At 71.9% G+C, this 26,515-nt stretch carries 20 protein-coding genes; 10 read left to right on the top strand and 10 right to left on the bottom strand.

Features of this window, described 5'->3' with window-relative positions; all coding sequences use genetic code 11:
* The first annotated feature begins 13 nt into the window (after positions 1 to 13).
* The 3 genes from ACFRKB_RS31290 to ACFRKB_RS31280 are packed head-to-tail and all read left to right on the top strand — an operon-like array spanning position 14 to position 6,476.
* Positions 14 to 3,991 carry a tetratricopeptide repeat protein gene (locus ACFRKB_RS31290; protein ID WP_383109981.1) on the top strand — a complete coding sequence of 1,326 codons (3,978 nt, stop codon included), beginning with the start codon at positions 14 to 16 and terminating at the stop codon, positions 3,989 to 3,991.
* The gene (locus ACFRKB_RS31285; RefSeq protein WP_383109980.1) at positions 3,988 to 5,205 is read left to right on the top strand and encodes a hypothetical protein; all 1,218 of its coding nucleotides are present in this window, start codon (positions 3,988 to 3,990) and stop codon (positions 5,203 to 5,205) included. Before ACFRKB_RS31290 ends, ACFRKB_RS31285 begins: the two co-directional genes overlap by 4 nt.
* Positions 5,202 to 6,476, top strand: coding sequence for a hypothetical protein (locus tag ACFRKB_RS31280; RefSeq protein WP_383109979.1), 1,275 nt, complete (start codon positions 5,202 to 5,204; stop codon positions 6,474 to 6,476). Before ACFRKB_RS31285 ends, ACFRKB_RS31280 begins: the two co-directional genes overlap by 4 nt.
* Positions 6,477 to 6,534: 58 nt before the next feature.
* Here the strand turns inward: ACFRKB_RS31280 and ACFRKB_RS31275 are convergent, their stop codons facing one another.
* On the bottom strand, positions 6,535 to 8,196 hold the full coding sequence (locus ACFRKB_RS31275; RefSeq protein WP_383109978.1) for an ATP-binding cassette domain-containing protein: 1,662 nt from the start codon (positions 8,194 to 8,196) through the stop codon (positions 6,535 to 6,537).
* 505 nt (positions 8,197 to 8,701) lie between these two features.
* On the opposite strand from ACFRKB_RS31275, the gene ACFRKB_RS31270 reads away from it, so the two are divergent.
* The 3 genes from ACFRKB_RS31270 (at position 8,702) to ACFRKB_RS31260 (ending at position 10,343) form a co-directional block, all read left to right on the top strand.
* Positions 8,702 to 9,526, top strand: coding sequence for an LLM class F420-dependent oxidoreductase (locus ACFRKB_RS31270; RefSeq protein ID WP_383109977.1), 825 nt, complete (start codon positions 8,702 to 8,704; stop codon positions 9,524 to 9,526).
* A gap of 25 nt (positions 9,527 to 9,551) precedes the next feature.
* Complete coding sequence (locus ACFRKB_RS31265) at positions 9,552 to 9,974, top strand: TIGR03668 family PPOX class F420-dependent oxidoreductase (protein WP_383109976.1); 423 nt, start codon at positions 9,552 to 9,554, stop codon at positions 9,972 to 9,974.
* Between the two features lie 138 nt (positions 9,975 to 10,112).
* The gene (locus tag ACFRKB_RS31260; protein ID WP_383109975.1) at positions 10,113 to 10,343 is read left to right on the top strand and encodes a hypothetical protein; all 231 of its coding nucleotides are present in this window, start codon (positions 10,113 to 10,115) and stop codon (positions 10,341 to 10,343) included.
* Between the two features lie 88 nt (positions 10,344 to 10,431).
* Here the strand turns inward: ACFRKB_RS31260 and ACFRKB_RS31255 are convergent, their stop codons facing one another.
* Both ACFRKB_RS31255 and ACFRKB_RS31250 read right to left on the bottom strand, forming a co-directional pair.
* Entirely contained in the window at positions 10,432 to 11,343 is a 912-nt protein-coding gene (locus ACFRKB_RS31255) for a S1 family peptidase (RefSeq protein ID WP_383109974.1), read from the bottom strand.
* 310 nt (positions 11,344 to 11,653) lie between these two features.
* Positions 11,654 to 12,841, bottom strand: a complete 1,188-nt coding sequence (locus ACFRKB_RS31250; protein ID WP_383109973.1) for an alpha-hydroxy-acid oxidizing protein — start codon at positions 12,839 to 12,841, stop codon at positions 11,654 to 11,656.
* Positions 12,842 to 13,241: 400 nt separating this feature from the next.
* Between ACFRKB_RS31250 and ACFRKB_RS31245 the strand changes: the two genes are divergently transcribed.
* Positions 13,242 to 15,113, top strand: coding sequence for a CASTOR/POLLUX-related putative ion channel (locus ACFRKB_RS31245; RefSeq protein ID WP_383109972.1), 1,872 nt, complete (start codon positions 13,242 to 13,244; stop codon positions 15,111 to 15,113).
* Here ACFRKB_RS31245 and ACFRKB_RS31240 read toward each other — a convergent pair.
* Entirely contained in the window at positions 15,110 to 16,486 is a 1,377-nt protein-coding gene (locus tag ACFRKB_RS31240; RefSeq protein WP_383109971.1) for an MFS transporter, read from the bottom strand. The genes ACFRKB_RS31245 and ACFRKB_RS31240 overlap by 4 nt on opposite strands.
* Before the next feature lie 147 nt (positions 16,487 to 16,633).
* Here ACFRKB_RS31240 and ACFRKB_RS31235 point away from each other — a divergent pair, with 147 nt between their 5' ends.
* From ACFRKB_RS31235 to ACFRKB_RS31225, 3 genes are read left to right on the top strand one after another with little or no spacing between them, the layout of a single operon-like run.
* On the top strand, positions 16,634 to 17,392 hold the full coding sequence (locus ACFRKB_RS31235) for an IclR family transcriptional regulator (protein WP_383109970.1): 759 nt from the start codon (positions 16,634 to 16,636) through the stop codon (positions 17,390 to 17,392).
* Positions 17,392 to 18,597, top strand: coding sequence for a CaiB/BaiF CoA transferase family protein (locus ACFRKB_RS31230; protein ID WP_383109969.1), 1,206 nt, complete (start codon positions 17,392 to 17,394; stop codon positions 18,595 to 18,597). Before ACFRKB_RS31235 ends, ACFRKB_RS31230 begins: the two co-directional genes overlap by 1 nt.
* Positions 18,594 to 19,454, top strand: coding sequence for a citryl-CoA lyase (locus ACFRKB_RS31225; protein ID WP_383109968.1), 861 nt, complete (start codon positions 18,594 to 18,596; stop codon positions 19,452 to 19,454). The genes ACFRKB_RS31230 and ACFRKB_RS31225 overlap by 4 nt, the downstream gene beginning before the upstream one ends.
* Positions 19,455 to 19,473: 19 nt before the next feature.
* Here the strand turns inward: ACFRKB_RS31225 and ACFRKB_RS31220 are convergent, their stop codons facing one another.
* The 6 genes from ACFRKB_RS31220 to ACFRKB_RS31195 are packed head-to-tail and all read right to left on the bottom strand — an operon-like array spanning position 19,474 to position 26,479.
* Positions 19,474 to 20,298: an HpcH/HpaI aldolase/citrate lyase family protein gene (locus ACFRKB_RS31220; protein ID WP_383109967.1), complete on the bottom strand. Its 825-nt coding sequence runs from the start codon at positions 20,296 to 20,298 to the stop codon at positions 19,474 to 19,476.
* Positions 20,295 to 21,506, bottom strand: coding sequence for a CaiB/BaiF CoA transferase family protein (locus tag ACFRKB_RS31215; protein WP_383109966.1), 1,212 nt, complete (start codon positions 21,504 to 21,506; stop codon positions 20,295 to 20,297). The genes ACFRKB_RS31220 and ACFRKB_RS31215 overlap by 4 nt, the downstream gene beginning before the upstream one ends.
* Complete coding sequence (locus tag ACFRKB_RS31210) at positions 21,503 to 22,966, bottom strand: ADP-ribosylglycohydrolase family protein (protein WP_383109965.1); 1,464 nt, start codon at positions 22,964 to 22,966, stop codon at positions 21,503 to 21,505. Before ACFRKB_RS31210 ends, ACFRKB_RS31215 begins: the two co-directional genes overlap by 4 nt.
* Complete coding sequence (locus ACFRKB_RS31205) at positions 22,966 to 24,138, bottom strand: ADP-ribosylglycohydrolase family protein (protein ID WP_383109964.1); 1,173 nt, start codon at positions 24,136 to 24,138, stop codon at positions 22,966 to 22,968. Before ACFRKB_RS31205 ends, ACFRKB_RS31210 begins: the two co-directional genes overlap by 1 nt.
* Complete coding sequence (locus ACFRKB_RS31200; RefSeq protein ID WP_383109963.1) at positions 24,135 to 25,313, bottom strand: ADP-ribosylglycohydrolase family protein; 1,179 nt, start codon at positions 25,311 to 25,313, stop codon at positions 24,135 to 24,137. The genes ACFRKB_RS31205 and ACFRKB_RS31200 overlap by 4 nt, the downstream gene beginning before the upstream one ends.
* A 59-nt stretch (positions 25,314 to 25,372) precedes the next feature.
* Positions 25,373 to 26,479 (bottom strand): ADP-ribosylglycohydrolase family protein, encoded by a 1,107-nt coding sequence (locus tag ACFRKB_RS31195; protein ID WP_383109962.1) that lies wholly within the window; start codon positions 26,477 to 26,479, stop codon positions 25,373 to 25,375.
* Positions 26,480 to 26,515: the final 36 nt, after the last annotated feature.

The raw sequence follows: 26,515 nt of genomic DNA, 5'->3' as shown, positions 1-26,515 counted from the left end.
CGGCTGTTGGCGGGTGCGGCTGTTCCAGGGGGAGGACCGCGCGGCGGCGCCGCTCGGAGCGGGAGTGCTGCTGTCCGGCGGGCTGGTGCTCACCTGCGCCCATGTCGTCCTGTCCAAGCGCCGCCCGGGGAGCGCCGGTACGCCCCGGCCGCTGGAGCGGGTGTACGCGGAATTGCCGGGCGCCCGCTCCGCGGTGCCCGAGCCGCTGCACGCCCAGGTGCTGGCCGAATATCTTCGGCCGCCCACCTCCCACTTCAGCGCCGACATCGCGCTGCTGCGCCTGGCCGAAACGCCGCGCGTGAAGCCCGCGGTGCTCCACCGGCAGATTCCGGCGCGCAACGCGCTGGTGCACACCGTCGGCTATCCGGAGGACCTGCCGGGCGGTGAGCACATCAACGCCCGGCTCATGGGACGCGGCGGTCCCGGGCACGACCCCGAGTGGGTCCAGCTCGACCCCGAGTCGGCGCCCTACGCGGTCCGGCACGGCTTCAGCGGCAGCGGTGTGGTCCACAGCGGTACGGGCGGGGTCATCGGCATTCTCGTACATCAGCACGGCACGGAGCGCTTCCCTGTGGCCCTGGGCCACGCCTATGTGATCCCGACCGAGACGATCCTGCGGCATCTGCCCAACGACAAGCTGGATCTGCTGGTGTCGGGGCCGCGCGCGGTCTCGCGCACCATACCGCTCGCCCCCGGCCCGGGGAGCGCGGAGCGCGCCCTCGGGCTGCGCCGGACGATGACCCGCTGGCTCAGCGACGGCGGCCCCGCGACCGGCACGGGCACCACGGGCACAGGAGCGGGAACGGCAGCGGCAGCGGGCACGGGCACGGAAACGGGAGCGGCGTCCCGTACGAGCGCGCCGACCCGCGTACGGGAGCGGCCAGGACCGGCGAACGAGAGCGCGGCGGGCACGGAGGACGAGGCAGCGGTCTCCGTCGACATGGCCACGGGCACCGACCGCGTGGCGGAGCCCGTGGAGCTGGCCTTCGCCCATGACGACGACCACGACGCTCTGTTCGCCATCCACTCGACGCTGATCCTCGCCGACCGTGAACGCAACCCGCGAGCGGTGCGCACCGGCGGACCGATGGATCCGCAGGCCGGCTCGATCGATATCGCGCTGGACGCGACGGGCTGGACGGCCGAGCAGCTCGTCGTCCGCACCGCGGCCCGGACCGGTCTGCGTGACCGTACGTCACCGGCCGCCGGTACCTCCGTACTGCTGGAGCGGATCGCCGAGGAGTGCCCGCCGCTCTCCGCCGCCTTCCTCTCCATCGACCGGGTGGCGCCGGAGGGGGAGGCGGCGCTGCCCCTGCTCCGCGCGCTGCTGAAGCCCGGACACAGCAGGCTGCTGCTCGTCTTCCGCGATCCGCACTCCCCGCTGCTGGAGCGCGTCGCCGGTGAACTGCTCGACCCGCTGTGGGCGGAGCGCCGCGCGGCGGCCCTCGCCGCTCAGCTGACGGTCCTCGCCGGTCTGGAGAAGAGGCGCCGTCAGCTCCGGGGGACGGGGACGGACCGGCGGACCGCGCGGGCCCCCGAGCCGCTGTCTGGCCAACTGGCGGCGCGGCTGGCGGAGTTGCGCCAGGGGGACGTGCTGCGCAACAGCGCGGTGGTCGCGTACGAACTGTTCCGGCTCGCGACCGCTGTCGAGGACGCCGTGCAGTCGCTCGATCTGCCGCACACCCCACGGGGCTACGTCGTACTCCCGCCGGGCGACGGCCTCACCGACCTCCCCCACGTGACCGTCGGCAACCCCGACGATTTCGTCGAGCCGGAGCCGGAGCCGGAGCCGGAGCCGGAGCCGGAGCCGGACCACGACCACGAGCCGGAGTACGGCCACGAGTCCGAGGCCCGGCCCCGTCGCCCACGCGTCGCTCCCGCCGCCGCGCCCGGTCCCGGTCTCGTACGCGGGCAGGAGCTGCACCAGCAGTACCGGGTCGTCGGCAGGCTCGGCCAGGGCAGCTACGGGCAGGTGTATCTCGCCCGCGACCAGATGCTCGAAGAGCGGGCCGTGGCGCTCAAAGGGGTGCGCGACCCCGACGATCCGAGCGCCACGAAGACCGCTCTGACGGAGCGTCTGCGGCTCGTCAGCCTCAACCACCCGTCGATCATCAAGGTCTTCAACTACGCCAAGCACCCCGGTCATCCGGCGAACACCGCCAAGTTCATCGTGATGGAGTTCGCCGACGGAGCGCCGCTGGAATGGGTCGCCGAGCAGATCGCGCAACGCGTCGAGCCCTTCCACGACTACCGCGTCCACGAGTTCATCGCCGCCTACGGGCTGCGCATCCTGAACGCCTTCACCTATCTGCACGTCGAGAGGGAGTTCGTCTACGGCGACCTCTCCCTCACCAATGTGATCCACTGCGGCGACGGCATCAAACTGATCGATGTCGCCGGCGTGCGGAAGATCGGTGCCCCCGGGCCGGTCACCTATCCGGCCCCTGAGCTGCGCACCTCCACCAACATGACCGTATCGGCCGATCTGTATGCCGTCGGCGCCGTTCTCAAGGCGCTGCTCGACCGGGTCCCCGAGGATCCCTCCGGTCTCGGTACGACCTCACTGCGACGGGCGCTGAGCCGCGCGATGGCGCCCCTGCCCGAGCAGCGCTTCGCCACCGCGGAGGAGATGTCCGTCCAGCTCCGCGGTGTACTGCGTGAGCTGCGCTCGCTGCGGCTCGGTGAGGAGACGTTCGAGCCGTCACCGCTCTTCGCCGCGGCGCCCGCCGCCCTCGACGGCGAGCTCGGCAAGGCGCCGCCCCTTGGGCAGTGGCGAGACGGCGGCAACGGCAAGCGCCGGCTGAGCGCCTGGCCGCCAAGACCCACGGAGGTCGCTCTTGGGCTGCCGGTGCCCAAACCGGACGACGCCGACGAGAACTGGACAGAGTTACAGCGCACTTCGTACGACGATCCGGCCGGGCTGCTCCAGCTCAGCAGCGCCTGGGACGAGTCTCCCGAACGGGCGCTGCTGCGCTGCAGGCTCCATCTGGAGATCGCCCGCGACCATCCCGCGGAGGCCGTCCGCGAACGGGCCGCCGCCGAGCGGGAGCTGGCACGGGCCCGGATCGCCGTCGGCGCTCTCGCCGCGTACGACTGGCGGCTGCACTGGCATCAGGGGCTGCTCCATCTCGCCCGTGGCCGGGTGGAATCCGCGCTGCAGTGCTTCGACCGGGTCTACGCGGCGATCCCCGGCGAGTACGCGCCCAAACTGGCCCTCGGCTACTGCCATGAGGTGCTCGGCAAACCGAAGGAGGCCATGGTGCTGTACGGGGCCGTGTGGCATCGCAATCACGCCCTGGGCGGCGCCGCCTTCGGTCTCGCCCGTATCCATCTCGCCGACCGGAAGCCGCGGCTCGCCCTCGACTGTCTCGAAGCCGTCCCCGCCGACTCGCGCCATCGCACCGCCGCCCGTACGGCCATGGTGCGCATCCTCGCCGACCCGCCCGCCGACGGCTCCCCGCCGACCGTGGCCGCCGCCAGACAGGCGTGGGTGGCCCTGCACCGGCTGACCCTGAAGGAGGGCCTGACCGACCGGCACGCGCAGGAGCGGCTCCGCGCCGATCTCCAGGAGCTGCTGCTCCGGCTGGTCACGGCCGCGCGGGACCGTGAGCCGAGCGGTACGGTCCGGGACCGCGCGGGGAGGGGCCACGGCGGAAAAGCGCCGGACGCGGCCGAAGCGGGGTCCGGGCCGCTGGCCGCGCTCCACGCGGAGCTGGCGGAGCTGCCCGAGACGATCCCCTCCCCGGTCACGGCACGGGAACTGCGCGAACAGCTCGCGGCCTGCTACCTGCGGCTCTCCGAGCAAGTGCCGCTCACCGCCAGGCCCGAGGACCGCGAGCTGGCCGAGGCGCTGGTCGACAACGCGTACCGCACCCGCCCCTACGCCTTCAGCCACCGCCGCGGCGAACCGCGCCACGGCCTGTTCCGCGGCTGGCTGCGCGGCCGGTCCTCCGGTCCGGACAGCGCCACCGTGACCGGGGAGGGGAGATGAGCCGCCGGCTCACGCGCCGCCTCCGGGAAGGATTCGCCCGGGAGGACGGCGGACGCGTCCCGCGGTGGTTCGCGCGATTCGGGCGCCGTGCGACCTGGGGCGCGCCATGGCGGGCGCTGTGGCGCTGGTCGTCCGGGCGCACACCCTCGGGCGACCGGCGGTCCACCGCCCAGTTCCTGCTCGGCCGCATGCTGCTGCTGCCCGCCGTCGCCTTCGCGGTGCTCGCCCTCGCGGCGACGGCGTACTTCGACCTCCAGGGCCGTACGGAACAACTCCGCGACCGTTACGCCCCCGCCGTGGTCGAACTGACCCACGCCAGGACCTCGCTCATGCTGGCGCAGCACGAGGCCGAGCACCGGCTCGGCACGGGCACGCGCCCACCACTGCCCCAGACCGCGCTCGTCGGGCTCGGCGAGCGGTACCCCTCCCTGCTGACCGAGGCGTCGCAGAGCCTGAACAGCGCCGCCCAGACCAAGGCCCTGCGCAAGGCCCAGGCGCAGGAGGTCCGGGTGATCTCGGGGCTGGTCGTCGCCTACGACTACTGGATCAACTGGGCCAACAGCCACCATGGAAGCGACGTACTGCGCAAGGCCGGCATGGAGTACGCGGCGGACCTGCTGGGCGAAGGCACGGGCCCCATCGATGCCACTTCCCCGGCCCTTCTCGACCGCATCAGGAGCCTGGAGAAGGCGCTGCGCGCCGATGTGGACGACCTCTCGGCATGGGACGCGCTGCCGGTGGGGGCGGCGTCGGCGGCGCTGCTGGCGGCGCTGTTCTTCACGTTCACCGTCGTGGGCACGCTCAACTTCGTCCGGGGACAGCTGCGGATACGGAGCCCGCTGCTGACGGTGTACGCGGTGCCTGTCCTGCTGGTGCTCGTGGTGCTGGCGTCCGGCGCCGCCGGCCAGCATCAGGCGCAGCGGCACGTACGGCACACGGCCGAGAACCTCGGCGGTATCTCGGTGCCGCAGGCGCCCGGGGACGGGACCAGGAAAGAGATCGAGAGCGAGATGAAGAGCGAGATCAAGACCGACCAGCTGATCGAGGACGAGGAAGAGCTGCTCGCCGCGAATCTGCGCGACACGCACCCGGGCGCCTGGACGTCGGCCGCCGCGCTGGCTCTCGCCCTCGCCGCGGCGACCACCGTGGCCTGCGGTTTCACACTCTTCCATTACGGCCGGAGGCACCTGGCGATCCACTGGAGGTCCCCATGAGAACCACGCGTCCCCCGCTCCGCACCGCTCTGGTCTGCTGCCTCCTCGCCGTCGCCGCGCTCGTGTCGACGGGCTGCTCGGCCGAGGAGGACAGGACGCTGGTGGTACTGGGGCCGTGGACCGACGGTGAGGAGAGACCGTTCGAGGACACGCTCAAGAAGATCAGCGAGCGGACGGGAGACACCTACGTCTACAAGGGCACGCGCTCCCTCCGCGAAACGCTCGTGGCCCAGCTGCGGACGGACACACCGCCCGATGTGGCGATCCTCAACGGCCAGGGCGAGCTGGCCGAGTACGCGCGCGACGGCGACGCGCAGCCGTTGCCGGAGGAAGTGGCCGGGGCGGCCATCGGACCGTGGTCACCGAGGATCACGCTCCTGGACAAGGACGGCGAGCCGCGCCAGCACTCGTACTGGGTGCCGGTGCGGGTGGACCTCAAGAGCATCGTATGGAGCCGTCCCGATGACCCGGACACGGCCAAGGACCGCGGCTGGTGCCTGGGTATGGCGTCGGGCGCCACGTCCGGCTGGCCGGGCACGGACTGGATCGAGGATCTGCTCCTGCAGCGGCACGGCCACTCCGTGTACGAGGACTGGGCCACCGGCCGTCTGAAGTGGGACGACTGGCGGGTGAAGGACGCGTGGCGGTCCTGGCAGACGCTGCTGGAGGAGGGCGGCGACGACGTGGGCAAGGACGCCCTCGCCACCCCCTTCGTAGCCCGGAACCAAGGACTGCTGGACAGCCGCGACTGCACCCTGGAGCATCAGGGTTCCTTCATCCGCCGTTACTACGGCAACGACGTGATGCCCGCCCCCACCTCGGATTTCGTCCCCGGTCCCGCGGGCCCTCAGACGGCGTTCGAGGTCTCCGGCGACATGGCGGCCGTCTTCACACCGAGCGACGCGGCCTGGAAGCTCATGGGGCAGCTGACATCCCGGGAGACCCGTGATGACTGGGCCGCCGCGGCGAAACCGGCGGAGCGCCCCTTCTTCCCCGACCGCTCCGCGGGCCCAGGAGCCCTGACGAAGGGCACGCAAAAGGTCCTGGAGCTGTTCCGGGAGGCGGACGACCTGTGCTTCGACGCCTCCGACGCCATGCCGTCGACTCTCCGGGGAGCCTTCCAGCGGGCCGTACTGGAATTCCTCCAGAACCCGAGCGACGACAGGCTGCTCGACGGACTGCTGCGACAGCTGGAGGCGGAACGGCAGCTGCAGTGGGACGCCGGCGCGTTCGCCATAGACGATCTGTGCGGCAGCCTGCCCGACGGCTGAGCCGTCGCACGTCGGGCAGCGCGCCGAAGGGGTTCCCCGGGAGCGTGTCCCGGCGGTGTCAGCCGGCGTCCGGCGCCTCCAGCAGGCCGCGGACCTCCTCCGCGGTGGTTTCCTGGAGCTCTTCCGCGAGGAGCAGCCAGCGGGTGATCCCCGCCGATTCGAGGAAGGGCAGGTCGTGGCTGGCGATCAGCAGCGCGCCCTGGTACGAGGCGAGGGCGCTCGTCAGCTGCCGCACACTGGCCGTGTCGAGATTGTTCGTCGGCTCGTCCAGCATCAGCAGCTGTGGGGCCGGTGCGGCGAGCATCATCGCCGCGAGCGCGGCGCGGAAGCGTTCTCCGCCCGAGAGCGTGCCCGCCGGCTGCTCGGCGCGCGCTCCCTTGAACAGGAAGCGCGCGAGCTGCGAGCGGATGTGGTTGTCGGTCACCCCGGGAGCCAGCCGGGCCACATTCGCCGCGACGCTCAGCTCGTCGTCCAGCACATCCAGCCGCTGTGGCAGAAACCGCAGCGGTACGAACGTCCTGGCCTCGCCGGAGAGCGGAGCCAACTCCCCGGTGAGCGTGCGCAGTACGGTGGTCTTGCCCGCGCCGTTGCGCCCGACCAGCGCGATCCGCTCGGGACCGTGTACGTGAAGGTTGCCCTCGCGGAGCCTGCCGAACCGGGGACGCAGCTCACGCAGGCTCAGGACCGTACGGCCCGTGGGCACGGCCGTGTGAGGAAGGCTCACGCGGATCTCCGCGTCCTGACGGATCGCGTCCGCGGCCTCCTCCCGGCGCTCGCGCGCCTCATGGAGCCGGTCCTCGTGCAGGCCGCGCAGCTTGTCCCCCGATTCCTGCGCGGAACGCTTCCGTTCGCCCGCCACGATCCTCGGGGCCCGTCGCTGGGCGTCCATCTTCTTGTTGTGCCGCTGCCGCCGGGCCAGCTTGATCTGGGTCTCCTCCAGTTCGCGTTTCTGCCGGCGTACGTCCGCCTCGGCGGCCCGCAGCATCCGCCCGGCCGCCTCCTGCTCCGTGGCCAGGGCCTCCTGATAGGCGGACCAGCCGCCTCCGTACCAGCTCACGGATCCGGCGCGCAGTTCGGCGATACGGTCCACGCGTTCGAGCAGTTCGAGGTCATGGCTGACGACGACGAGCACGCCGGAGCGCCATGAGTCGACCGCCTCGTAGAGTCTGCGGCGCGCGGACAGGTCGAGGTTGTTGGTCGGCTCGTCCAGCAGGAGGATGTCGGGACGCTCCAGCAGCAGTGCGGCCAGCCGTAGCAGGACCGTCTCCCCACCGGACATCTGGCCCACGGTGCGGTCCAGTTCGACGTCGCCGAGGCCGAGGGAGCCCAGTGTCGCCAGGGCCCGTTCCTCGACGTCCCAGTCGTCGCCGATCGTCTCGAAGTGTGTCTCGCGCACATCCCCGGCCTCGATGGCGCGCAGCGCGGCACGCCGCTCGGCGATGCCCAGGGCCTCGTGGACGCGCACCGTCGTGTCGAGGGTGATGTTCTGAGGAAGGTGGGCGAGGCTGCCGCCCGCGCTCACCGACCCCTCGGAAGGGCGCAGCAGGCCGGCCAGCAGGCGCAGCAGTGTGGACTTGCCCGTGCCATTGGCACCGACGAGACCGGTGCGGCCCCGGCCGATGGTGAGAGAGAGCCCGTCGAAGACGGTGGTGCCGTCGGGCCACTGGAAGGACAGGGCGGAGCAGGTCAGGGAGGTGCTGGGGGTGGTGGGTGTCGCCATGGGGATCCTCGCAGTCGAAGGCGCGGTGGACGGGGGGCTTCGTATGCGAGCACCACGCGGCGACCAGACCGGGAAAGAGGAGGGTGTGGTGGTCCGGGAGACGGAGAGGACGGCTCCCTGCACCGAGGTCGCTTCCACGCGGGCGTCACGGGCGGCACAGCAAGCCGCTGCGACGTGACAGACGTACGACGAGTGCCGTACGGCGCGGTGATCGCGAACCTCAGATGCGCAACGTCCACCTCAATCGGAGACAACAGGACCGTGTGAAACCATAACGACCCGTCCGGCGAAAGGCAAAGCCCCGACGTCACGCCCGGTGGGGAGAGAGCGACGAGGGCGCGGGCGGTGTCATGGCCGCCCGCCGAGCGGTGATCGCCCGGTCGGCCGTACGGATTGTTGTGCCGGGACCGATCCGGGTACCTGCCCATCGACCGCGAGTTCGCGGGCCCCGCACATTCCGCGATCGATCCGCGACCCCGATAACCCGGAATCCGAGGGAGCCGCTGTGAAGTTCGGTGTATCGACCTTCATCACCGACCAGGGCATCGCGCCCACCACGCTGGGGCGCGCCGTCGAGGAGCGAGGATTCGACTCCTTGTTCATCGCCGAGCACACCCATATCCCGGTGGACCGCCGTACGCCGTACCCCGGCGGCGGCGAGCTGCCGGAGATCTACTACCGCACCCTCGACCCGTTCGTCGCGCTCAGCGCCGTCGCCGCGGTGACCGAGCGGATCCTGCTGGGCACCGGCATCGCGCTGGTGGTCCAGCGGGACCCGATCATCACGGCGAAGGAGGTGGCGTCCCTGGACCTCGTCTCCGGCGGAAGGGCCGTCTTCGGGATCGGTGTCGGCTGGAACAGGGAGGAGATGGAGAACCACGGCACGGACCCGCGCACCCGGGGCCGGCTCGTGGACGAGCGGCTACGGGCCATGCGCGAGCTGTGGACGAAGGAAAAGGCCGAGTTCCACGGGGAGTTCGTCGACTTCGACCCCGTCTACTCCTGGCCGAAACCGGTCCAGCGCCCGCACCCGCCCATCTATGTGGGCGGTGGCGAGGCGGCGTTCAACCGCGTGGCCGCGTTCGGTGACGGCTGGCTGGCCAACAGCATGCCGCCCGAGGAGCTGAGGACACGGATCGACCGGCTGCGGACCGTCGCGGGCCGGGAGGTGCCGGTGACCGTCTACGCGGTGGAGAAGGATCCCGAGATCATCGAGCGGTTCACCCGGCTCGATGTGGAGCGGCTCCAGTTCTATCTGCCCACGATGCCGGAGGCCGGGACGCTGTCCTATCTGGACGAGGTGGCCGGCGTAGCGGAACGCTTCCGGTGAGCCGTCGGACACCGCGGTGCCGAGGATGACGAGCGGCCGGGCCCGGGAACTCTTCTCCCGGGCCCGGATCGCCCGCCTCGCGACCGTCGACGCCAACGGCCGCCCGCACCTGGTCCCCGCGGTCTTCGCCCTCACCGGCGACACCGTGGCCTTCGCGGTGGACCACAAGCCGAAGAGCTCCACCCGGCTGAAGCGCCTGGCCAACATCCGCGCCCACCCCGAGGTCTGCCTCCTCGTCGACGGCTACGACGAGGACTGGGACCGCCTGTGGTGGGCGCGCGCGGACGGAACGGCCACCGTTCTGCCCCCGGCCGAGGACTCGGCGGCGTCCTCGCGGTACGTCAGCCTGCTGACGCGCAAATACCGGCGCCAGTACGCCGACCGCCCGCCGGAAGGGCCCGTGGTGGAGATCGCGGTGACTCACTGGTCCGGCTGGCACGCCACCTGACGGAGGACCGGAGCACAACGGAAGAGGTTTGTCCTGTTCTGATGAGCCGAGAGAGTGACATAGCGCCAGATTCTGTCGAAAAGGCGGTATACCAGGGCATGCATCCGATGTTCGCTTCACCCGATGTAGGGAGCTCACATGCGTATTCGTACGGCGCTCGCCGCCACCGCCCTCGCCGCCACCGCTCTGCTGGGCGGCGCCAGTTCGGCGTTCGCGTGGGAAGATCACGAGGTGACCGCCGCAGAGGCCGGCTTCAAGGCGTCAGGCGCCACGGGTCACTTCGAGAACCTGGGCGGCCCCGCGGGGATCACCGAGTCCGAGTTCTCGGCGTTCGAGGTCGAGGACTGGTTCGGCTTCCTCCACTTCTGATACTCGCCCTGTCGCTGCTGCCCCCGCCCTCTGCGCCGAGCGCAGGGGGCGGTCGGCGTTCGGGGCCCCGGCCGGTCAGCGGATCCGGTCAGTAGACGCTGACGCCGTACGCGTTCAGCGCCGGGATGATCGGCTGGAAGAACGACGTTCCGCCGATTGAGCAGTTTCCGGTGCCGCCCGAGAGCACACCGATGGCCTGGGTGCCCGAGTAGAGCGCGCCGCCGCTGTCGCCCGGCTGTGTGCAGATATTGGTGCCGATCAGGCCGTGGACGACATCGCCACCGCCGTAGTTGATCGTGGCGTTGAGGCTGGTGACGACACCGCTGACGACGCCGGAGGCGGCGCCGCGGAAGGTGACGGCCATGCCGACGGTGGCATGGGCCGCGCCGGTGATGTCGACGCTTCCGACGGTGCCCGGGGCGGGGACCGCGGGGTTGGTGTAGCGCACGAGCCCGTAGTCGTTGCCGGGGAAGCTGGACCCCGCCGTGGAGCCGATGAGTGTGGTCTGCGTGGAATTGGTGTACCAGGCCGAGCCGCCGCTGGTGCAGTGTCCCGCCGTCACGAAGTAGTACGTACTGCCGCTGACGACATTGAAGCCGGCCGAGCAGCGTGAGCCCGTGGAGTAGACGGCGTCGCCGCCGGAGAGATGGGGTGTGAGCCGGCCGGCGGCGCGCTCGATGCGCAGCGCACCGGCGTCGGGGCCCGCCGCCCGCTCGATCGTGGCGGTCCGAGCGGCGGAGACGGTGCGGTCCGCGATGACGACCACCGTGCCGGCGGCGGGGTCGGTGTACCAGGCGGTGCCCGCCACACCGGCGTCCCTGACCGCGTCGGCGACGGCGGCGAGCCGGCTCGCGGCGGACGCGTCGGTGACGGTCCCGGCGTTCGCGGCGTTCGCGGCGGGGACCGCGAGCGCCACGGCGGCGGCGAGTCCCGTGGCGACGGCGAGCAGACGGGAATGTCTGGGTGCGCGGGCGCGGCGGAAGGCGTGTGTGATCCTCACTTGGCGTGTCTCCCGGGGGAATCGGGGGCCCGCCGAGGAGTACGGGCCCATGCGGCGCGGCGTGGGCGACCGTACGTTCCGGCCGGGCCGCGCGTCCCCGGCCGGCGTTGCCCGGGAGTATCGGGGGCATCAACTCGTCGCGCAAGAGCGGCTTTTGGCCGTGAATCGAGGAGGCCGGCCGGACACCGGGCGCCCTGTCAGCCGAGCTGCGGGAGGCGCTCGGCGTTGGTGTGGGCGATTCTGTTCAGGTCGGAGTCGAGGTCCTTGGCCCCGGGGAGGGTACGCGAAGGCTCTCCAGCGGCCCGTGCCGTCACCGTGGAGCCGCCGCCGTGGCCGGGGTCGGGCGAAGTGCCTTGCGCGTGATATCGGCGAGGGTGGGGTAGCCGTCGATCGCCATGAGGAGGTCCGCCTCGGCGAGCAGGGCGCGCAGCACATGTACGACGCCCTCCGTACCGCCGATCGCCAGCCCGTAGGCGTACGGCCGCCCCACGGCCACCGCGGTCGCGCCCAGCGCCACCGCCTTGACGATGTCCGCGCCCGACCGGACGCCGGAATCGAAGATCACCGGCAGCCCGTCCGCGGCGTCCACCACGGCCGGAAGCATGTCCAGGGCGGGCAGCCCGCCATTGGCCTGCCGGCCGCCGTGGTTGGAGCAGTACATTCCGTCGATGCCCGCGTCCCTGGCGCGCCGCACGTCGTCGGGGTGGCAGATGCCCTTCAGCAGCAGGGGCAGCCGGGTGATCGAGCGCAGCCACGGCAGGTCGTCCCAGGTCAGCGAGTTGCCGAAGGTCTTCGCCCAGTGGGCGACCGCGGCGGCCGGGTCCGCCTCGGGCGTACGGTCGAGCCGGGAGCGGAAGACCGGGTCGGACGTGTAGTTCGCCAGGCAGTGGCCGCGCAGCTGTGGGAAGTTGCTGGTGGACAGGTCGCGCGGTCGCCAGCCGGTGAGCCAGGTGTCCAGCGTGACCACGATCCCTCTGAAGCCCGCCGCCTCCGCGCGCCGCACCAGACTTTCGGCCAGCTCCCGGTCATCCGGCGTGTACAGCTGGAAGAACCCCGGAACCCCGTCCAACCGCGCCGCCACCTCCTCCATGGGATCGACCGTCAGGGTGGAGGCGATCATCGGCACTCCGGTGCGGGCCGCCGCCCGGGCGACGGCCAGGTCACCGTGGCCGTCCTGGGCACACAGCCCGATCACCCCGATCGGCGCCAACATCAGTGGGGAGGGCAGCCGCAGACCGCAGAGCTCCACCGAGAGGTCGCGCCGCACCGCGCCCACCAGCATCCGGGGAACGATCCCCCACCTGGTGAAGGCGTCGACGTTGGCCCGCTGGGTGTGCTCGTTGCCGGCCCCGGCGGCGACGTACGACACGAGCGACGCGGGCAGGGCGGCTCGCGCCCTGGCCTCCAGCTCCTCGTACGACATCGGGAACGTCGGCACGACGCCGCGCAGCCCGTCCTCGTAGATCTCGTCCTGGTAGTCCCCGAACTGCGCGGTCATCCCGACGTTCCTCCTGACACTCAGCGGATGGACTGCCGGCGACGTCCGTCCCGTGCCGCATGAGAACGCGGCCTGCCGTGGCTCCCGCACGACGCGGCCGTCGGCTGCGAGGCCGTGAGCGCGGAGGTGCTCTTCGAATATGGAGGACGTCGGCGTCCGCCGCAAAGCGGGCTGACCCGCTCGGCCCACTTGAGCCGCCTCCTGCCGAGCCCTCGTCTCCTGCCGGCGGGCCGGGGCGTCACGTCGCCCTGTGCGTCCGTCACGTCGTCACCTCGTCACGTCCCGGGCGCGGAGCTGACTGGTGTCGCACCGGGGCGAGGCGAGATGATCAAGGGGTAACACGCCATCCTCGCAGCCCTGTTGGGCATGTTCGCGGGATGGAGCTACGGAGGGATTCGGTATGCACAGAACACTCAGGGCGCGGCTGCGGTACTGGTTCGACGGAACGATGGACCGTGGCACGCCCGCGCTGATCGGCTGGCTGGGGCTCGCCTCGTTAGCGCTGATCACGCTGGTCTCCAGTGTGGTGGTCGTCGCGGCCCACAAGGACACGGAAGAGAACGGCGGCTGGCCCGGCGTCATCTGGATGAGCCTGCTGCGCACCCTCGATCCCGGCACGATGGGCGGGGACACCGGGCAGCCGCTGTTCCTGATCCTCATGCTGACGGTGACCATCGGCGGGATCTTCATCGTCAGCGCGCTCATCGGTGTGCTGACGACGGGTCTGGAGACCCGGATCCAGGAACTGCGCAAGGGCAAGTCACGGCTGATCGAGCACGGGCACACCATCGTGCTCGGCTGGTCGGATCAGATCTTCACCGTGATCGCGGAGTTGGTGGAGGCCAATCAGAGCGAGCGCCGCTCCTGCGTGGTCATCCTCGCCGACCGGGACAAGGTCGACATGGACGACGAGATCCGGCGGCGTATACCGGACACCGGGAAGACGCGCGTGATCTGCCGCTCCGGCAGTCCGCTGCAACGCGCCGATCTGGAGCTGGTGAGCCCGGACACCGCCAAGGCGATCATGGTGCTGCCGCCTGTCGGGGACGACAGCGATATCGATGTCATCAAGGTGCTGTTGCTCCTCAACAACCGTACGTGGCCGGGGACGCGCCCGAATGTGGTGGCGGCCGTGCAGAACTCCCCGAACCTGGCGGCCGCCCGGCTCGCCGCGGGCGAGACCGCGCTGGTGATCGACGTCGACGACATCGCCGTCCGGCTGATCGTGCAGTCCCACCGGCAGTCCGGGCTGTCCACTGTCTTCAACGAACTGCTCAGCTTCATGGGCAACGAGATCTATCCCTGGGCCGAACCGGGGCTGACCGGTTCCACCTACGGGGAGTCCCTGAACGCCTTCGAGCTCGGCGTACCCATCGGGCTGCACCGCGAGGACGGGGAGATACTCGTCAACCCGGCGATGGACACCGTCATCGAGGGCGGCGACCGGCTGCTGATGGTCGCCGAGGACGATCTGCTCATCAAGCGGGCGACCGACCGGCCCACGGTCCTGCGGTCGGCGATCACAGCGGCGCATGTGCGGTCGCCCCTGCCGGACCGCACTTTGCTGATCGGCTGGAACCCGCGCGCCGCGAAGATCATTTCATTGCTCGACCGGCTGGTGGAAGCGGGATCCGTCGTGGACATCGCGGCCCCGCGGCAACCCCTGGAGGATTTGAACGGGCAACTGGACAATCTCACGGTGGGGTTCAAGCACTGCGACCCCATCCACCGGCCGTCGCTGGAGGCCCTGGGGCTGGAGAACTACCGCCACGTCGTGGTGCTGACGGACGACGCGATCGACCCCGGCCGGGCCGACGACCGTACCTTGGTCACCCTGCTGCATCTGCGCGACATCGAGATTCTGCTCGGCGACCCGTACTCGATCGTCACCGAGATGAACGACGACGCCAACCGCGAGGTCGCGCAGGTCACCAAGGCCGACGACTTCATCGTCAGCACGAAGGTCATCAGCCTCCTGCTGACTCAACTCAGTGAGAACCGGCACCTGTACGCGGTGTTCGCCGACCTCTTCGACCCGCAGGGGTCGGAGATCTACCTGAAGCCGGCACCGAGTTATCTCGTACCGGGCACCGAGGCCAACTTCGCCACGGTCATCGAGGCCGCCCGGCAGCGCGGCGAGACGGCGATCGGCTACCGGCTGGCACAGCAGAGCGACGAACCGCCGCTCTACGGCGTCCACCTCAACCCCTCCAAGACCGCGCCGCTGACGCTGTCCGACAGCGACACGGTCGTCGTGCTCGCCGAGGATTAGGCCCGGACCGGGGGACCGGCCGGTGGTCCCGGCGGGCGCGTCTCGGGGGCCAGTGCGACGGTGCCGGCGGTGAGTGCGCTCATCAGGGCCATGAAGACCACGACACCGACGACGCTGTGGTCGAACCACAGCAGCAGCCCCGCGGCGATGAGCGGGGCGAGGCCCCCGGTGAGAACGGTGCCGACGTTGTTGGCGACGCCGACCGCGCTGAAGCGGACTTTGGTGTCGAACAGTTCGGCGAAGAACGCGGGCTGTGATCCGAGGATCGCGGCCTGTCCGACGCCCAGGGTGACCAGAAGGGCCAGCCAGGTCGCCCAGGGCTGTCCGCCGTCGATCAGTTCGAAGAACGGCCAGGCGGCCAGGAGCAGTACCAGGGCGCCGCCGATGCTCACCGGTCGTCGGCCGACCCGGTCGGAGAGCGCGCCGAAGGCGGGGACGGAGAAGAGCTTGACGGCGGCGGCGATCGAGATGCCGGTGAGCAGCGCGGTGGTGGTCTGCCCGCGGTCCTCCGCGTAGGCGACGGAGAAGGTGCCGAAGATGTAGTACCCGGCGTTCTCCGCCGCGCCCGCGCAGATGACGATGATCATCTCTCGCGGGTAGCGGGTCCACGCCTCGACGAAACGGCTCTCCCGGAACCGCTGACGCAGGGGACGCGCGGCCGTGTCCCGCTTCAGGACGCCCGCCTTCCGGAACTCGGCTGTCTCCTCCAGGGACGCGCGTACCCACAGCCCGAACAGTGTGAGGAAGGCGCTCGCGAGGAACGGGACCCGCCAGCCCCAGCTGAGGAACGCCTCGTCGGAGAGCAGTCCCGTCATGAGCGCGAACGCGCCGGTGGAGAGGAGGGTGCCGGTGCCCGTGCCGATCGCGGGCAGTGAGGACAGCAGACCACGCCATTTCGGGGGCGCGTTCTCGAAGAGGATGATCAGTGCCCCGGTCTTCTCGCCGCCGGCCGCGAAGCCCTGCACGAAGCGCAGGACGGTGAGCGCGATCGGCGCGGCCACGCCGATCTGGGCATAGGTGGGCAGCAGACCGATCGCGGTGGTGGCGACACCCATGAGCAGCAGCGTGACGACGAGGACCTTCTTGCGGCCCTCGGTGTCGCCCTTCTCGCCGAAGTAGGCGCCGCCGAGCGGGCGGGCGAGGAAGCCGATGGCGAAGGTGCCGAAGGCCAGGGTGGTGCCGACGAGCGGGTCGGCGTCCGGGAAGTAGAGCTTGTTGAAGACGAGGGCGGCGGCCGTGCCGTAAAGGGCGAAGTCGTACCACTCCACCGTCGTGCCGAAGACGGCCGCGACGGCCACCTTGGGCTGGAAGACCGGCCGTTCGGCTGCCGTGGTGTCGGCCGCGACCGTCGGTGGGCTGTGCTCGGAACTCATCGGGGACTCCTTCGTCGCCTCCGGTATCACCATGCTGTACCACCAGGCGGAACACTTGTGCCGCTGAATGGTTCGGTGATGTTATGGAGGGGGCAAGTCGCTGGCAAGAGACCGGCGACGACTATTTCGCGGAGGATGAGGATTCATATGCCTGAACCCGATGCCGGCGGTGTCCGCAGCGTCCAGCGCGCCGTGGACCTGCTCGCCCTCTACGACGCGGAACACCCGAGCCGCTCCGTACGGGAACTCGTCAGCGCCACGGGGCTCCCGAAGACGACCGTGGTCCGGCTGGTGCACACCTTGGAACAGTGCGGTCTGCTCTGGAGCCGCGGCGACGGACGGACCGTCCCCGGCACCGGACTGCTGCGCTGGGCGGAACTGGCCCGCAGTACCTGGCAGTTGCCCGAAGAGGCGTTGCAGCGGCTGAAGGAGCTGAGCGAGGCGAGCGGCGGCGAGACGGTGCATCTCTACGTGCGTCAGCAGGGCACCCGCGTGTGCGTCGCCCGTCACGAGGGGACGCGGACCCTGCGCCATGTCGTACACGTGGGAGCCGAGATGCCGCTGTGGTCCGGCGCGTCCAGCCATGTGCTCCTCTCCCGTGCGGAGCGCGCGGACGTCGCCGCCGTCGCGGCCCGCGCGCCGCATCCGGGCTGGGACGAGACGCTGTGGGAACGCGCGCGGCAGGCCGCTGTCCAGGGCTGGTCCGTCAGCCACGGGGAGCGGGAGGCGGGCGTGTCCGGCGCCGCGGCGCCCGTGTTCGACGCCGCCGGCCGGCTGACCGGCGCCGTTGCCCTGGGCGGTCCCACCGTCCGTTTCTCCGACGAGGCCGTCGCGGGCTTCACACCCGCCCTCGTGGACACCGCGCGGGCCCTGACCGCCCTCGACTGCATCGGAGGTACGGCCTGATGACGACCGCCCTGCTGGACGGCGTCCGCGTCCTCGACCTCACGAACGTCCTCGCCGGGCCCTTCGCCGGCTATCAACTCGCCCTCCAGGGCGCCGATGTACTCAAAGTGGAAATGCCGGGATCGGGCGATCTGGCACGCCAGTTGGGGGCCGACCGCGCCCTGGGCGAGGATCTGCTCGGGGCGTCCTTCCTGGCACAGAACGCGGGCAAGCGCTCCCTCACCGTGAATCTCAAGGACCCGGACGGACGCGAGGCGCTGCTGCGCGCGGTACGGGAGTCGGACGTCCTGCTGGAGAACTTCCGCCCCGGGGTGATGGAACGGCTGGGGCTGGGCTGGAAGACGCTGCGCACCGAGAACCCCGCACTCGTCTACTGCGCCATCTCCGGCTTCGGACAGACCGGGCCGATGCGGGACCGTCCCGCCTATGACCAGATCATCCAGGGCCTGAGCGGCATGATGAGCGTGACCGGCACCCCGGAGGCGACGCCGCTGCGCGCCGGCTTCCCCGTCGCCGACACCCTGGGCGGTATGGCGGCCGCGTACGCCGTCGCCGCCGCCCTCGTCCGGCGCGGCCGTACCGGCGAAGGCGCGTTCGTCGACGTATCGATGCTGGAGTCCGCGCTGACCGCGATGGGCTGGGTGACGTCCAACTACCTGATCACCGGCCGGGAACCGCGCCCGATGGGCAACGAGAACTTCACCGCCGCGCCCTCCGGTACCTTCCGCACCGGCGCGGGGCATCTGAACATCGCCGCCAACCGGCAGCAGCAGTTCACCACGCTGTGCCGTCTGATCGGCCGGGAAGACCTCACCTCCGACCCACGGTTCGCGCACCCCGCCGACCGCAAGACACACCGCGACGCACTGCGCGCCGAGGTGGAGTCCGCGCTCGCCGCCCGCCCGGCCGCCGAATGGGAAGAGATCCTCTCCGACGCGGGCGTACCGGCGGCCCGCGTACTGTCGCTGCCCGACGCCCTGGGCCTGGAGCACCTGGCCGCGCGCGGCTTCGTCCACACGCTCCCCTTCCCCGACGGCCGCGAACGGCCGCTGAAGGTGCTCGGCAGCCCGCTGCGCGTGGACGACGAATCCGCCGCCCCGGCGGGACCGCCGCCCCTGCTGGGCGAGCACACCGACGCGGCCCTGGCGGAACTCGGCTACACCCCGGCGCAGATCGCGGCACTGCGGGAACGGGGTGCGGTGTGAGCGGCCCCGACACCCCGCGCGGCACCGGGCCGTCGAGCGCGAACGCGCCGGAGGGGCCCGCGATGATCGAGGAACACCGCGTCACCGACTGGTGGTCGACAGCGGTGAGCCGTATCCGCCCCGGCGAGATCCTGCTGCGTGGCTACCCCGTCGAGCAGCTGATCGGCCGCATCACCTTCGCCGAGCAGATCTGGCTGATGCTGCGGGGCGAACTCCCCAGCCCCGGTCAGGGCCGTCTGCTGGAGGCCGCGCTGGTCGCGGCCGTCGACCACGGCCCGCAGGCCCCCTCGATCGCGGCCGCCCGGATGGCGGCGACCTGCGGCGTGGGACTGAACAGCGCGGTGGCCACCGGCGCCGGCCTGCTCGGGGACGTCCACGGCGGAGCCGGGCAGCAGTGCATGGAAGTGCTGGAGCGCGTCATCGGCGGCGAGGACGCCACCGCCGTCGTCGCCGGGTTCCGGGACCGCCGCGCCTACGTACCCGGCTTCGGACACCGCTTCCACCCACGCGACCCACGGCGCGATCCGCTTCTCGCGCTGGTCGAGGAGGCCGTCGCGGAGGGGGAGATACCGGGACGGGCCCTGGCGGCCGGCCTCGCGCTCGAAGCGGCGCTGGCCGAGGGCCGGACGCGCCCGGTGCCGATGAATATCGACGGTGCCACCGCGATCATCTACGCCGAGCTGGGCTTTCCCGCGGAGCTCGGCCGCGGCCTGTTCGTACTCTCCCGCAGCGTGGGCATCCTCGCGCACGCCTGGGAGGAACAGGAAGGCGGAGCACGCATCAAGGGGCCGCTCCCACGGCCGCTGCTCGCGGGGTACCGGGGCACCCCGCCACGCGACCTCGCCCCGCGGGACTGACCGTCTGCCCCGCGCGGGGTCATCCGCTCCGGCGTTCCGTCAGTGTCAGCACCCGCCGTGCGTCGGCGACGACGGCCGCGTCCACGAAGCGGCCGTCGGGGAGGGCCAGGGCGCCCGCGTCCGCCGCCGCCGTCCGGACGATCTCGCGGGCCACCGCCACCTCCCGCTCCGTCGGCAGGAACGCCTCCTCGATCACCGGGAGTTGCCTCGGATGGATCGCCGTACGGCCCAGGAAGCCCAGCGCCCGGCCCTCGGCGCAGGAGCGGGCCAGGCCGTCGGTGTCGCGGACGTCCGGGTACACCGACTGCGGTGGGGGCGGCAGTCGTGCCGCCCGCGCCGCGACCACCGCGCGGCCGCGTGGCCAGGCGAGGCCCGTCGCGTCCGTGACACCGAGCTCGGCGCGCAGGTCCGCCTCGCCGAGCGCGATACCGTGCACACACGGATGGCCCGCGATCGTGTAGGCGTGCTCGATACCGAGGGCCGACTCCAACAGGGCGTACAACGGCGGCACTTCGTCCGCCCAGTCCAGGACGCGGGTGAGGTCGTCCGGGCCCGCCACCTTCGGCAGGCGCAGCGCGTCCAGGCCCGGCAGCGGGGTGAGCCGGCGTACCTCGCGCCCGGCGAGGGGCCCGTCGAGCGCGTTGACGCGGACGTGGACCGGCACGTCGTGCTTGTCGGCGAGGAGTTCGGCGGTCGCGTCGAGCGCGTAGCCCTTACGGTCGGGGGCGACCGCGTCCTCCAGGTCGACCAGCACCACATCGGCCCCGGAGCCGAGCGCCTTGGCGACGACTCCGGGACGGTCGCCGGGAACGTACAGCCAGGTCAGATACGCGGGGTCCGTCACACCGCACCCGCCGTGCGCAGCGTGCCGATCTCCGTGTCCGTCAGGCCGAGTCCGGTGAGGATCTCGTCCGTGTCCGCGCCGTGCGCGCGCCCCGTCCACTTGATGGAACCCGGGGTCCCGGAGAGGCGGAAGAGGACGTTCTGCATCCTCACCGTGCCGAAGTCCGGGTCGGGGAGCTCGGTGATCGAGTCGAGTGCCCGGTACTGCTCGTCGGCCATCACATCGCGGATGTCGTAGATCGGGGCGATCGCCGCCTCCGCCTTCTCGAAGGCCGCCACGACCGCGTCACGGGTGTGCGCCGCGATCCACGAGCCCACCGCCTCGTCGAGCTCGTCGGCGTGCGCGGCACGGCCGGAGCCCGTGGCGAACCACTCCTCGTCGAGGAACTCGGCCCTGCCGACCAGGCGCATCACGCGCTCCGCGATCGACTGCGCGGAGGTCGAGACGGCGACCCACTTGTCGTCGCCGGTGCGGTAGGTGTTGCGCGGCGCGTTGTTCGTGGAGCGGTTGCCGGTGCGCGGCTGTACGTAGCCGAGCTGGTCGTACCAGAGGGGCTGAGGGCCGAGGATCGTCAGCATCGGCTCGATGATCGCCATGTCGACGACCTGGCCGCGGCCCGTCTCGTCACGGCCGCGCAGGGCGGCCATCACCGCGTACGAGGTGGAGAGCGCGGCGATCGAGTCGGCGAGGCCGAACGGTGGCAGCGTCGGCGGACCGTCCGGCTCCCCGGTGATCGCCGCGAAGCCGCTCATCGCCTCGGCGAGGGTGCCGAATCCCGGCCGCTTGGCGTACGGGCCGAACTGGCCGAAGCCGGTGATACGCGCCAGGACGAGGCGGGGATTGGCGGCGGACAGCTCGTCCCAGCCGAGATTCCACTTCTCCAGGGTGCCGGGGCGGAAGTTCTCGATCACGACGTCGGACTCGGCGACCAGTCGCAGGAGTACGTCCCGGCCGCCGGAGGTGGACAGGTCGAGCGTGATGTTCCTCTTGTTGCGTCCCAGCAGCTTCCACCACAGGCCGATCCCGTCCTTCGACGGGCCGTGGCCACGGGACGGGTCCGGCTTGCGGGGGTGCTCGACCTTGATCACCTCGGCGCCGAAGTCACCGAGCATCGTGGCGCACAGGGGACCGGCGAAGAGCGTCGCCAGATCGAGGACGCGCAGGCCGCGCAGCGGGCCGTCGTAGCGGGGGAGCGGGATCTCGTTCATCGTGCCTTCCGTACGTGGACGACCGGGGGCGTGGTGGCCGGGCCGAGGGCGGTCGGACCTGTCATGCGCGGACCTCCGGGGTGAGCGCGGACCTCCAGGGTGAGGCGCGCCAGTTCGTCGAAGCCGATGCCGTCGAAGCCGCCGACGGTGGTGGCGAGGCGGTTCCTCAGCGGGACCGTCCAGCGCTCACCGAGCGCCTCCGGGCCGCCCGCGAGCAGGCCCGCGATCGAACCGGCGGTCGCGCCGTTGGAGTCCGTGTCCCAACCGCCCGACACCGCACGGCAGATGGAGCCCGTGAAGTCACCGTCGGCGTGGCTGAGCGCGGCGGCGAGCAGAGCGGCGTTCGGCAGGACGTGCACCCAGTGGTGGGTGTGGGCGTAGCGCGCGTGCAGAGCGTCGACGACCCGCTCGAAGCCGGCCGGGGTGCCGGTGGGTTCCGCCCGCGCCGTATCGACGCCGAAGCGGATCGCCCGCGCGTAGCGGGAGTCCGGCGGGATATGGGCGAGGGCGGTGGCAAGGGTCTCGTGGATCGTGGTGGGGACCGGGCCGGCCGCGTGCGCGATCGCCGCCGCCACGAACATCTCGCCGTACACGCCGTTCGCCGTGTGCGACAACACCGCGTCGCGATACGCCAGTTCGGCGGCGCTCGCCGGGTCCCCCGGGCACGCCCAGCCGAAGACGTCCGCCCGGATCTGTGCGCCGATCCACTCGCGGAACGGGTTGCGGTGCGTCGCGGTGTGCGGTGGCTCCAGGCCGTCCAGGAGGTTGCGGTAGGCGATGCGCTCCGCGGTGAACGTACGGCCCGCCGGGAGTTCGTCCAGCCACAGCTTCGCCACGTCGGCCGTGGTGAAGCCGTGGCCATGGCGCTGGAGCAGCATCAGGCCCAGGAGCGGGTAGTTGAGGTCGTCGTCCTCCGGCATGCCGTCGATGTTCTCGGCGAGGGAGGTGGCGCGGGAACGGCGGTTCCAGGGGTACGCCGCGGCGATCCGCGGGTCCAGGTTCTCTGCGCTGAACCAGGTGTTCAGGGGCCAGTTGCCGGTCGAGCGGGCGATGGCGCGGATACCGTCGAGGGGCAGTTTCTCGACGGGCTTGCCCAGGACGCAGCCGATCGCCCGGCCCAGCCACGCGGCGTGCAGGCGGTCCGTCTCCGCTCGCGGGTCCGGCTCCGGGCGCCGCCCGGCCGGCTCGTCCTCACGTACCGCTCGGGCCTGGAATACGGTCGGCTCCGCTGCCGCGAGGGGCGACGGGAGCCGCGCCAAGCCGTCCAGCAACTCCTGGGCGAGCGACCTGAGTCCGGACGAGGCCGGTGCCGGTGACGCGCCGGCCCGCTCCGGCGCGAGATGGCCGCCCGCCGCGATCCAGCGGCGTTCGGTCTCCGTCGCGTCCCGGCCGTCCTGGGCCGCCTGGCGCAGCTCGTGCCCGATCAGGTCCTCCGGCTGCACCCACGTCAGACGGAGCATCAGAGCCCCGCGAGCGTGGTGAAGGCGGCCTCGTGGGCGCGGCGCCGCTCCAGGTCGCGGGCGTACACCTCGCGCGCGACCCGGGCGAGGGAGGCCGCCGGGGCGTGCAGATCCAGCCTGCTGGCCCGCGCGATCTCCGTGCTCCATTCCTTGGGCACCGACTCCTCGCCGTACAGGGCACCGACGATCGCGCCGCTCATCGTGGCGATCGAGTCGCAGTCACGGCCGTAGTTGACCGAGCCGAGCACCGTGTGCCGGAAATCGCCGCGGCCCACCAGCACCATGCCCAGCGCGACGGGAAGTTCCTCGATGGAGTGCAGCCGGGAGGGGCGGCGGGCGCCGAGAGACGGCTTGCGGTACTCGGGGCCGACCGTGTCGAAGGGAGCGACCGCCTCGCGCAGCGGGCCCAGCGCGTCCTCGAAGTCGTCGTAGCGTGCGGCCACGTCGCACACCGCCTCGATCGCCGACTTCGTGCCGTCCTTCGCGAGCTTCAGGACGTCCTCGACGACGGACCCGGGCGTCGCGCCCGGCGTGAACGCGGACGCCACCGCCGCCGCGAACACCCCCGCCGCCTCGCGGCCGTACGACGACTGGTGCGCGCCCGCGACCTCCAGCGCCTCCTCGTACGCCCTCAGCGGGTTGCCCGCGTTGACCGCGCCCACCGGCGCCATGTACATCGCCGCACCGCAGTTGACGATGTTGCCGACGCCCGCCTCGCGTGGGTCGACATGTCCGTAGTGGATACGCGCGACGATCCACTTCTCCGCGAGGAAGATCCGCTGGAGCGGCAGCGCCTCGGCCTCCAGCTCCGGGATCCAGCGGGGGTTGGTCATCAGGTCGGGGACGAGGTGGTCGGCGACCGCGTACGCGTCGAGGTGGTCGCGGACCCGCTCGTAGACACGGATCAGGGCGTGGGTCATCAAGGTGTCGTCGGTGACATGGCCATCCCCCTTGTGGTACGGAGCGATGGGCCGCGCGGTCTTCCACTCGTCCTTGTGGAACGGTTCGACGATGCCGCGCACCCGGCCGCCGTGGCGTTCGGCGATGGCCTCGGGGGTCCAGCCCTCGACCGGGCCGCCGAGCGCGTCGCCCACGGCGGCTCCGATGAGGGCGCCGGTGACGCGGTCCTCCAGCGAAGGGATGGGACTCGTCGGGTTGTTGAGCGTGGTCATGCCGGAATTCCTTCGGGAGAGGGGGAGTTGGTCGGGCTGCTCAGGGTGGCCAGGCGCTCCGCCAGGGCGATCAGATCGGTGCCGGCCAGGCGCGGCAGCGCGCAGCCCGCGAGTGTGCGGCAGGCCGCGCGCCAGCTCTCCGGGAACGCGTCGCCGCCGCCGAGCGCGCCGGTGAGGGCGCCGGCCAGCGCGGGGGCCGAGTCGGCGACGCGGGAGAGACAGGCCGCGGTGGGGACCGCCTCGCTGACCGCTCCGGCCGCGGCCGTGGCGACGGCGAGAGCGACGGGGACCGTTTCGGCCGCGGCGATGCCGTAGCTGTAGACATGGTCGACGATCTCGTGTTCCAGAACGGGCACGAGGGCGAACGCGTTGCCGGGCAGACCGGGGTGCGCGGTCACCGCGGCGCGGGCCAGACCGACGGCGCGTACCGCGTTGCGATGGATCTCGGTGCCCTCCGGCAGCTGGGCGAGGGCCGCGTCCACACAGATGTCGACGGGAGCGCCGCCGAGCGCCGCCGAGACGGCCGCCGCCATGGCGCGGGCGCCGTGCACGCCATCGCCGTCCTGGGTGTAGCGCGCGTCGAACTCGGCCAGATCGGCGGCGAGTTGGGGTTGGCCCGGGTGCACGACCGCGAGGACCGCGGCGCGTACACAGGCCGCGTCGTCGAAGTAGTGCGGGTTGTCGTGGCCCGTCGCGGGAGGCCGCAGACCGGCGGCGAGATTGCCCAGCCCGGCCCGTACGGAGATCCGGGCGCGCAGCGGCATCTCCGCCGACTCGATCTCGTCCGCGCGGTCCGCCGCCGCCGCTATCTCGTCCGCGAGGGTGTTCCACGCGAGCGAGAGCGCGGAGCGTACGCGCTGGTCGGCGGGGAGGTCCCCGAGGCCGTCGGCATAGGCGTCGAGGACAGAGTGCGCGGTGAAGGCCGCCCACTCCGCGTCGTCGGACGGGCCGAGGCGCAGCGGCTCCGGGGGCTGGTTCAGCGCGATCGGGACGGGCAGGGTCGTCGTCGCGTTCTGCTCGGCGAAGGTGTCCAGCTCGCGGGTGAGGCGGCGCGTCCAGTCGGGCAGCCGGGCGGCGCGGTGCCGGCCGGAGGGCCACCCGGCGGCGTCACCCGCGGCGATGCCGAGGAGCAGGCCCTCGATGCGGTGGGTGGCGTCCGCCGGTGCGGGGAGCATGGCTGTGAGGGGCCTTTCGGTGGTTCGGGGCGGTACGGCGGCGGTGTCCCGGTGTCGTGTCACGCCGTCGTTCCCGCCCGGTCCGGTGCGGCGGGCGTCAACCGGTCCGCGATGTCGAGGATGTGCCGTCCGGCCATGGACGGCAGGCAGCTGCCGCGTACGGGACCGATCGTGTCCGCCCAGTCGGCGGGGATCGCGGCCTCGCCGCGCAGGGCCCCGGCGAGGGCGCCCGCCACGGCGGCGGTGGTGTCGGCGTCGCGGCCCATGTTGACGGCGATCAGGACCGATTCGCGGAAGTCGCCCCGGGCCACCGCGAACGCGCCGAACGCCAGGCCCACCGCCTCCGGCGCCAGGTCCGTCCACGGATAGCCTCCGATGACGACGGCCTTGCGCACCCCGCGCTCCCTCGACAGCTGGGTGCCGTCGGGGTCGCGGCGGGCCCGGCGCGCCGCCGACACCGCACGGTGCAGTGAGCGGGCGGTCCACGAGTCGTCCGGCACGACGGACAGCGCGGCCTGGACGACCGCGTCCGGGGTGTGGCTGACCATGGCCGCGGCGACGCCCGCCGCCACCGCCCGGCCGCCGAGAATGCCCTCGCCGTCGTGCGACACCGTGCCGTCGATCGCGACCAGGCGGGCCGCCTCGGCCGGACGCCCGGCCGCGTAGACGCCGAAGGGCGCGGCGCGCATCGCGAGGCCGTCGCTCCAGGCGTGCCGGTGCTGAGCGGAGATGGGGGCGGCGAGGCCGCGGCGCAGGTTCTCCAGGGTGCCGCGCTCGCTGAAACCGGCCCCCTTGAAAGCACCTTCGTCGCGGTCGGCGATCCCCTCGTGCCAGGCCGCCTCGACATGGGCCATCGTGAGAGCGGAACCGTGGTCGGCGAGGAGCAGACCCGAGAAGATCGCGTACTCGGTGTCGTCCGTTCCGGCCGGGTCGTCGGAGACGAACCCCTGGATACGTCCCCAGCGTTCGCGGATCTGGGAGGGCTTCATGTTCTCGGCCGGTGCGCCGAGCGCGTCGCCGACCGCGAGGCCGAGCAGGGCGCCGCGGGCGCGGTCCCGGAGCGCGGCCGCGGTGGTGGGCCGGGGGAGGGGGACGGTACGGCGACCGCGGGCATCCGGGGCGCCGTCCGCCGGCGGAGCGGGATCGGGGTCGAGCCTGACACTCATCGTGGGTTCGTGCTCTTTTCTGGGGTCGTGCTCGGG

The sequence above is a fragment of the Streptomyces scopuliridis genome (assembly GCF_042790125.1).
GTDB lineage: Bacteria > Actinomycetota > Actinomycetes > Streptomycetales > Streptomycetaceae > Streptomyces > Streptomyces scopuliridis_A.
This window is presented reverse-complemented; position numbering and strand designations above follow the sequence as displayed.